This window comes from Nocardia carnea, assembly GCF_029869215.1.
Lineage (GTDB): Bacteria > Actinomycetota > Actinomycetes > Mycobacteriales > Mycobacteriaceae > Nocardia > Nocardia carnea_B.
Genome location: NZ_JARWPM010000406.1, coordinates 20,590 through 27,694, shown reverse-complemented (window position 1 = coordinate 27,694; position 7,105 = coordinate 20,590). Strand labels below are relative to the sequence as shown.

The window sequence follows — 7,105 nt, the reverse complement described above, 5'->3', positions numbered from 1 at the left end:
GGTATGCCGGTGCGTACCGAACCCGGCGGGTCGGACGACTTCACCGTCGTCGGCCGCCCGGAGGTTCCGCTGGCGGCGGCGCCGATAAAACCCCGCGGGATTAAACGCCTCGGGGAACCCCCCCCCGGGCGGGGGCGGCGGGCGCGGGGGGGCCGGCTCCGGCTGCGGGGTTCATGCGCGTGCGATGGGTTCCTGGAGTTCGGTGACCCACTTGCTGTTGTCCACATCCCAGACCAGCGTGACCTCGCGGCCGGGTCCCGCTGTGCGGTAGCCGTTGTCGGCGATCCATTGCACCAGGTCCTGGTGCGGTTCGACGACGCCGTTCATATCGCCGCGGTAGATCTGCGTCGCCGCCAGCGGCATCTCCGGGAGGTCGACGACGGTGAAGTCGTCCGACCCGCCGGGTTCGGTACGCACCGGCATACCCGCGTGCGCCAGCACCGAGCCGTCCGGCCGGTGGTCGTAGTAGCAGACGGCCGGACCGCTGATCTCGACCCGATCCCGCTCCAGCGCGGCGCACAACTCCGTGAACAGCCGCTGCACCGCCGGCCCGATCCGCTCCGGCGTGAAATCGGCGACCAGGGTACTGCGTTCGGCGATCCGGACCGCCGGAACGGATTTCACCACGATCTCGTCGGTAGGCATGGTGCCCTCCCTTTCGATAACCCGGAGTCTCGCCTCGACCCGGGCCAGCCGCTCCCGGTCCGCGGCTATTCGCTGTGCGAGTTCGGCGCTGCGCAAGGTGAGCATGCCGCGCAACTCGGCACCGGTCACCGCGCCGTCCAGCATCCGGCCCACTTGGTCCAGCGTGAAACCGAGCTCTTTCAACGCGATGATCCGATTCAGCCGCGCCAGCTGTCCGACCTCGTAGTAGCGGTACCCACTGACAGGGTCGACCCGGTCGGGCACCAGCAGGCCGAGGAGGTCGTAGTGGCGCAGCATCCGGACCGAAACCTGCCCGTGCCTGGCGAAATCTCCGATACTCAACATGACGCCACCTGTTCTATGGGCTCACACTGTGAGAGGGTCAACCGTCCGTTCCCGGGTGCTGTCGCGCTTGCCTGCGGACCGCCGTCACCCTCACTCCCGCGGCGGGTCCCGATAACGATTCGGGCGACAACCCCGGCCCGATGTACCGGTATCGCGGGGATTTCGCAGTCGTACGAGGTTGCCGGACTGCTGGCAACCAGTATTCCCGCCGCTCCGAACAGTGCGAACGACATCGGGTCCCGGTTGCGTGGCGATTGCCGGTACGAGGTCCGCGCTGCCCGGCGCCCGGAACGTGCCTGGCAGACTTGTCGGTGTGACTTGGGCTCCCACGCGTACACGACCGGATTCGCGTGCCGAACCCCGCGGCGGGCGCGGGCTCGGTACCGCGATTCTGCGCTGGACCGGCCGGTTGATCAGTGGTGCCGTGGTGCTGGGCCTTGTGCTGCTGGCCGGCACCGCGGTGCGCGTCTGGCAGGTCGCGCGGATCGAGGACTATACCCCCGCGGACGCCATTGTGGTGCTGGGTGCCGCCCAGTACTCGGGCACCCCGTCCTCGGTGTTCGAGGCCCGGCTGTATCAGGCCGAGCGGCTGTACCAGCAGGGCGTTTCGGATCTGGTGATCACGGTCGGCGGGAAACAGGAAGGCGACCTCTACACCGAGGCGGCCTCCGGGAAGATGTATCTCACCGAAGCCGGTGTCCCGGAGGAGGCGGTGCTGGCCGTGGAGACCGGGTCCGACACGCTGCGCAGTATCGAGGCGGTGGCCGCGGCGATGAAGGAACGCGGGCTCGAATCGGCGGTCCTGGTGAGCGACCCCTGGCATTCGCTGCGTACCCGCACCATGGCCCGCGACGCCGGACTCGACGCGTGGACCGCCCCCACCCGCACCGGACCGGCCGTGTACACCCGCGAATCACAGGCGCACGGGATCGCCCGCGAGACCGCCGCCCTGCTCTGGTATCAGCTCACCCATTTCTCGGCGGACGATTTCAGCTACACCGCCGGTCAGTGACACTTCATCTCGCGGTGCCGCCGGAAACTCCGGGACGTCACCCCCGGCTGGCAGACTTGGTGCGATGACGTACACCGAGCACGACCGAGAACGCCTGGTCACCGAGGCCCCCAAAACGGCCGGGCTGGTCGACGCCGGCTCGGCCGGCAACGGGCACCGCAGCGAATTCGCGCGCGACCGTGCCCGGGTGCTGCATTCGGCCGCGCTGCGCCGGCTGGCCGATAAAACGCAGGTCATGGGCCCCCGCGAAGGTGACACCCCGCGCACCCGGCTCACCCACTCCCTCGAGGTCGCCCAGATCGGGCGCGGTATCGCCGACGGCCTGGGCTGCGACCCCGACCTCGCCGAACTCGCGGGCCTCGCGCACGATATCGGCCACCCGCCCTACGGGCACAACGGGGAGAAGGCCCTCGATATCTTCGCCGCCGAGCACGGCGGGTTCGAGGGCAACGCCCAGAATCTGCGCATCCTCACCAGGCTCGAACCGAAGGTCCTCGATTCCTACGGTCACAGCGCCGGGCTCAACCTCACCCGCGCCGCCCTCGACGCCTGCATCAAATACCCGTGGCAGCGCACCGAACCGGGCGGCAAGTTCGGTGCCTACGAGGCGGACGCCGACCGGCTGGCCTGGGTGCGCAAGGACGCCCCGGAGCGGCGACCCGCGCTGGAATGCCAGGTGATGGACTGGTCCGACGATGTCGCCTACTCCGTGCACGATGTGGAGGACGGGATCATCGCCGGCCGCATCGACCTGCGCGCGCTGGCCGACCCGGTGGAACGACTGGCGCTGGCCGAACTGGGGCATGTGCAGCATCGCGCGCTGTCGGTCGACGATCTGGTGGCCGCGGCGCAGCGGCTCTCGGAGCTGCCCGTGGTCGCCGATGTCTTCAGCTACGACGGCACGCTGCGCAGTTCGGTCGCGTTGAAGCGGCTCACCAGTGAACTCGTGGGCCGTTTCGCGAACGCGGCGGTGGTCACCACCCGGGAGGCGACGTCGGGTCCGCCGGCCCGCTACTCCGCCGATCTGCTGGTGCCGCCGGTGGCCGCGGCCGAGGTCGCGATCCTGAAGACGGTGGCCCTGCGCTACGTCATGTCCGATCCCGATCACAAACTGCGGCAGGCCGCCCAGCGGGACCGGTTGATCGCGGTGGCCGAACATCTGCTGGCCACCGGCCCCGCCGCCCTCGACCCCCTCCTGCAGCCGTGGTGGGAGGCCGCCGCCGACGACACCGCCCGGGTGCGGGTGATCGTCGACCAGATCGCCTCCTACACCGAGAGCCGCCTCGAACGCGTGGCCGCTCACCTGTGAGCCCTCGGCGAGTTCACCGGGCGTCCGGCGTGTGGCAGGGCCCGTCGGCACCGGTGCCGAGCAGGGCGAAGCCGCTTTTCGGGCCTCCCGCGGGACGGAGCCGGGCCGGCGGTATCGCCGCGGCGGGACGCCGGTGGGCGGTGTGTCCGGGCGACGGCATATCGGCGCGTACGGGCCGGAGTGGGCGCGGGGGGATCGCCTAGACTCGTCCCCGTGACCGGACGAATACCAGCTCGCGATATCACCGCCATTCGGGAGCGTGTCCGGATCGAAGACGTGGTGGGCGAGTACGTGGCGCTCAAACGTGGTGGGGCCGATTCCATGAAGGGCCTGTGCCCGTTCCACGACGAGAAATCGCCGTCGTTCCACGTCCGCCCCAACCACGGCTTGTTCCACTGTTTCGGCTGCAACGAGGGCGGTGATGTGTACGCCTTCATCCAGAAGATCGAGCACATCGGGTTCGTGGAGGCCGTCGAACAGCTCGCCGACCGGATCGGCTACCGGATCAATTACGAGGGCGGCGGTACCTCGGTCCAGCGCGACCGCGGCACCCGCTCCCGGCTGGTCGCCGCCAATGCCGCCGCGCACGAGTTCTACATGTCGCGGCTGCGCGGTCCCGACGCCACGGTGGCCCGCAAATATCTCACCGACCGTAATTTCGACGAGGCCGCCTGGACACAGTTCGGCTGCGGTTATGCCCCCGATGGCTGGGACACCCTCACCAAACACCTGCTGAACAAGGGTTTCGATTTCAAGGAACTCGAGGCGGCCGGGCTTTCCCGGCAGGGCCGGCGTGGCCCGATCGATCGGTTCCACCGGCGGCTGCTGTGGCCCATCCGCAATCTCGGCGGCGATGTGATCGGTTTCGGCGCGCGCAAACTCTTCGACGACGACACCATGCCGGGCAAATACGTCAACACCCCGGAAACCCTGCTGTACAAGAAGTCTCAGGTGCTCTTCGGTCTCGACCACGCCAAACGGGAGATCGCCAAGAGCCATCAGGCCGTGGTCGTCGAGGGCTACACCGATGTGATGGCCATGCATCTGGCCGGGGTGAAAACCGCCGTCGCCGCCTGCGGCACCGCCTTCGGCGACGATCACCTGGGCATACTGCGCCGTCTGCTCATGGACGACAACTTCTGGCGCGGTGAGATCATCTTCACCTTCGACGGCGACGCCGCCGGCCAGGCCGCCGCCCTGAAGGCATTCCTCGGCGATCAGAAGGTGGCCGGGCAGACCTTCGTGGTGGTGTCCCCGGACGGCCAGGATCCGTGCGAGATGCGCCAGCATTCGGGCGACGCGGCCCTGCGCGATATGGTCGCCCGGCGCGAACCGCTGTTCGATTTCGCGTTGCGCCAGGAGATCGCCAAACGCGAGGACAGCCGCACCGGCGCCCTCACCTACGACAGCCAGGTCGAGGTGATGCGCTGGGCGGTGCCGATCGTCGCCCAGATCAAGGACCACGGCCTGCGCAAACGCTACGCGACCCAGCTCGCCGAATGGACCGGCTGGCAGGATCCGCAGCTCGTCTACCGCCGCGTCGACGAGGAGGCCCGCAAACTCCGCGGTGCCGCCGCGGTCGCCCCCGCCCGCGCGCCCCGGGTGGAACACACCGGCCCCACTCAGCCGGCCGCCCGGCCCGACCCGATCGACCCGGTGCTGCGCTCCCAGCGCCAGGCCCTGGCCGCCGGTCTCCAGTACCCGGAAATCGCCGGCCCGGCCTTCGACGCCCTGGAAACCGAGGCCTTCACCCACCCCGCCTATATCGCCGTCCGCACGCTCATGGCCGAAGCCGGTGGAGTGTGCAGCGGTCTGACGGGCGCCGACTGGATCGCCGCCATCACCGACCACACCGACGACCTCACCCTGCGTGCACTGGTCTCGGAACTGGCGAGCGAACCGCTGCCGGTGAAATCCAGCGGCGATATCCCGCGCTTCATCACGGGCGTGCTCGCCAGTGCCCAGGCCGGGCTGGTGGGACGGCAGATCGCCGAATTGAAATCGCGGCTGCACCGCGTCTCCTCCACCGACGACCCCGACACCTATATGGCGCTGTTCGGCGATCTGGTGGCACTCGAGCAGTACCGGAAAAGCCTGCTCGAGCAGGCCATGGGCAGCGGCGACTTCGCCGCCTGATACCCGCTAACGCCGCCGCAGCTGATCGTGCGGCACCATCACTGTGGTGCGCTCGTCCAGCGGTTCCATGGGCTCGAGCTTGGGCTGGGTGCTCAACTTCTCCGACAGCTTCTGCCGGCTCACCAACACCAGCTTGCGGGTCACCGGGCTTCCCGCGACGGCGCGCGCACTGGCACTGATCTGCTCATAGCGCGCCCGCCCGGCCTTACTGCCCAGCACATAACCGGCAGCGATACCGATGATCAACCGCAGCATCTTGGGTCGAGCTCCTCCCAGTAGTCCGTGCTGCCCCATCCTGCCCGACCGCACCGACACCTGTCGATCCGACGCCACCGCACCCGCGCCGCCGGTACGCACTTTTGCCCCGTCCGCCGACCCCGACCCCGCGATTTGGGCGCGCACCCACCCATACGCTAAAGTTTCACCTCGGTCAGCCCCGAACGGGCAAGACCACCGAGCAATCCCCTATAGCTCAATTGGCAGAGCAGCCGACTGTTAATCGGCAGGTTACTGGTTCGAGTCCAGTTGGGGGAGCACAATCAGCAGGTCAGGCCAGATAGTCGGCCTGACCTGCTGTTCTTTCCTGCGGTTCACCAAAAATATGCCACAGTTTCCGCGCCGACTTTCCGTCCGGCCGAACCCGGATGGCCGCGCGACGATGAGTACGAGCATATTCGAGAGTTCTTGTGGGGCTTCGGGAAACTCGGAGTCCACGGCCTTTCGCCGCGATCGTCGATGTGGAGCGCTACTGTACGGACGAGGTGGCGTCGGTGTATCGAAGTGGGGTCGGGGCCGCCGTGAGCGCACCGAAATTGCCGGTGGGCAAGCGCGTACTGTGTCACGCCCCCGGCCGAGTAGTGACGGATCTGGCTTCCTCCACCCTCAGACCAGTTCGGGGACGCGCAGATGAGCGAGTGCGATCTCGAAATCGGCGACTTCGAGCACGGTGACGCCGGCTTGGCGGGTACCTTCGCGGCGTAGGGCCTCGAGTTGTTCGCGGTTTCGTTCGATGGCTTCGGCGCTGTCGAACGTCTCGCATGCGACTCCGCGTCCGGTTGCTCGGTCGATCAGCAAGCTGGTGCTACAGAATCCCGGCATCTGTTCCAGATGGGACGCCACCATGGACTTGTAGGTCTCGACCGCTGCGTCGAACCGGCCGAGATCGGTGGCCTCGGCCCAAGTGATCTGGGCGCATGCGCCCTCGCGTATGCGATGGTCGCGGTGCATGGCCCCGACCTCCCACTGCTCGACCCGCCCCGAATCGGCACCGAACAGCTGGACGGCGTGGTCACGCAGCGCATGCACCTGATCGGCGCTCTCGCGCATCGACTCCTCGGACTCCCACGATGTCGTCGCGATGCAGCGACCTGACCCCCGGTCGACCAGCAACGACATCCCGATACAACCGGGTATGGCCTCCAGGGCCGGCATGATCTGGTCGCGTACATGTGCGATCCCGGCGTCTATCGCGGAGGGCTTCGCTTGAATTGTTGTAGAACGTGCGTACACGGCTCACTCCCGTTGTGCTCAGGGCAGCGCCCCGGTGGCACCACCGATGCCCCACCCTCCTCCGGCGCGTCGGCCATAGCAATAGCTGGGAAATAACCGATATCGATCCCGCTGTAAGCGCCCCTGATGCTCTGCTCAGAAGCCGCCGG

The 7,105-nt window shown here is 68.0% G+C and carries 6 protein-coding genes and 1 tRNA gene; 4 read left to right on the top strand and 3 right to left on the bottom strand.

The annotated features are described in order from the left end of the window. Positions 1-171: 171 nt before the first annotated feature. Complete coding sequence (locus tag QH276_RS29685) at positions 172-990, bottom strand: MerR family transcriptional regulator (RefSeq protein ID WP_280399976.1); 819 nt, start codon at positions 988-990, stop codon at positions 172-174. A gap of 313 nt (positions 991-1,303) precedes the next feature. On the opposite strand from QH276_RS29685, the gene QH276_RS29680 reads away from it, so the two are divergent. The 3 genes from QH276_RS29680 (at position 1,304) to dnaG (ending at position 5,447) form a co-directional block, all read left to right on the top strand. Next, positions 1,304-2,002: a YdcF family protein gene (locus tag QH276_RS29680; RefSeq protein ID WP_432278668.1), complete on the top strand. Its 699-nt coding sequence runs from the start codon at positions 1,304-1,306 to the stop codon at positions 2,000-2,002. Positions 2,003-2,066: 64 nt separating this feature from the next. Further along, positions 2,067-3,311 carry a deoxyguanosinetriphosphate triphosphohydrolase gene (locus tag QH276_RS29675; protein ID WP_280399975.1) on the top strand — a complete coding sequence of 415 codons (1,245 nt, stop codon included), beginning with the start codon at positions 2,067-2,069 and terminating at the stop codon, positions 3,309-3,311. A gap of 213 nt (positions 3,312-3,524) precedes the next feature. After that, positions 3,525-5,447 carry a DNA primase gene (gene dnaG, locus QH276_RS29670; RefSeq protein ID WP_280399974.1) on the top strand — a complete coding sequence of 641 codons (1,923 nt, stop codon included), beginning with the start codon at positions 3,525-3,527 and terminating at the stop codon, positions 5,445-5,447. Positions 5,448-5,453: 6 nt separating this feature from the next. Here dnaG and QH276_RS29665 read toward each other — a convergent pair whose 3' ends face one another. After that, positions 5,454-5,702, bottom strand: a complete 249-nt coding sequence (locus tag QH276_RS29665; protein WP_195057105.1) for a hypothetical protein — start codon at positions 5,700-5,702, stop codon at positions 5,454-5,456. A gap of 206 nt (positions 5,703-5,908) precedes the next feature. Between QH276_RS29665 and QH276_RS29660 the strand changes: the two genes are divergently transcribed. Then, positions 5,909-5,981: transfer RNA gene (locus tag QH276_RS29660), tRNA-Asn, on the top strand. 348 nt (positions 5,982-6,329) lie between these two features. Here the strand turns inward: QH276_RS29660 and QH276_RS29655 are convergent. After that, positions 6,330-6,956, bottom strand: a complete 627-nt coding sequence (locus QH276_RS29655; protein ID WP_280399973.1) for an antibiotic biosynthesis monooxygenase family protein — start codon at positions 6,954-6,956, stop codon at positions 6,330-6,332. Positions 6,957-7,105: the final 149 nt, after the last annotated feature.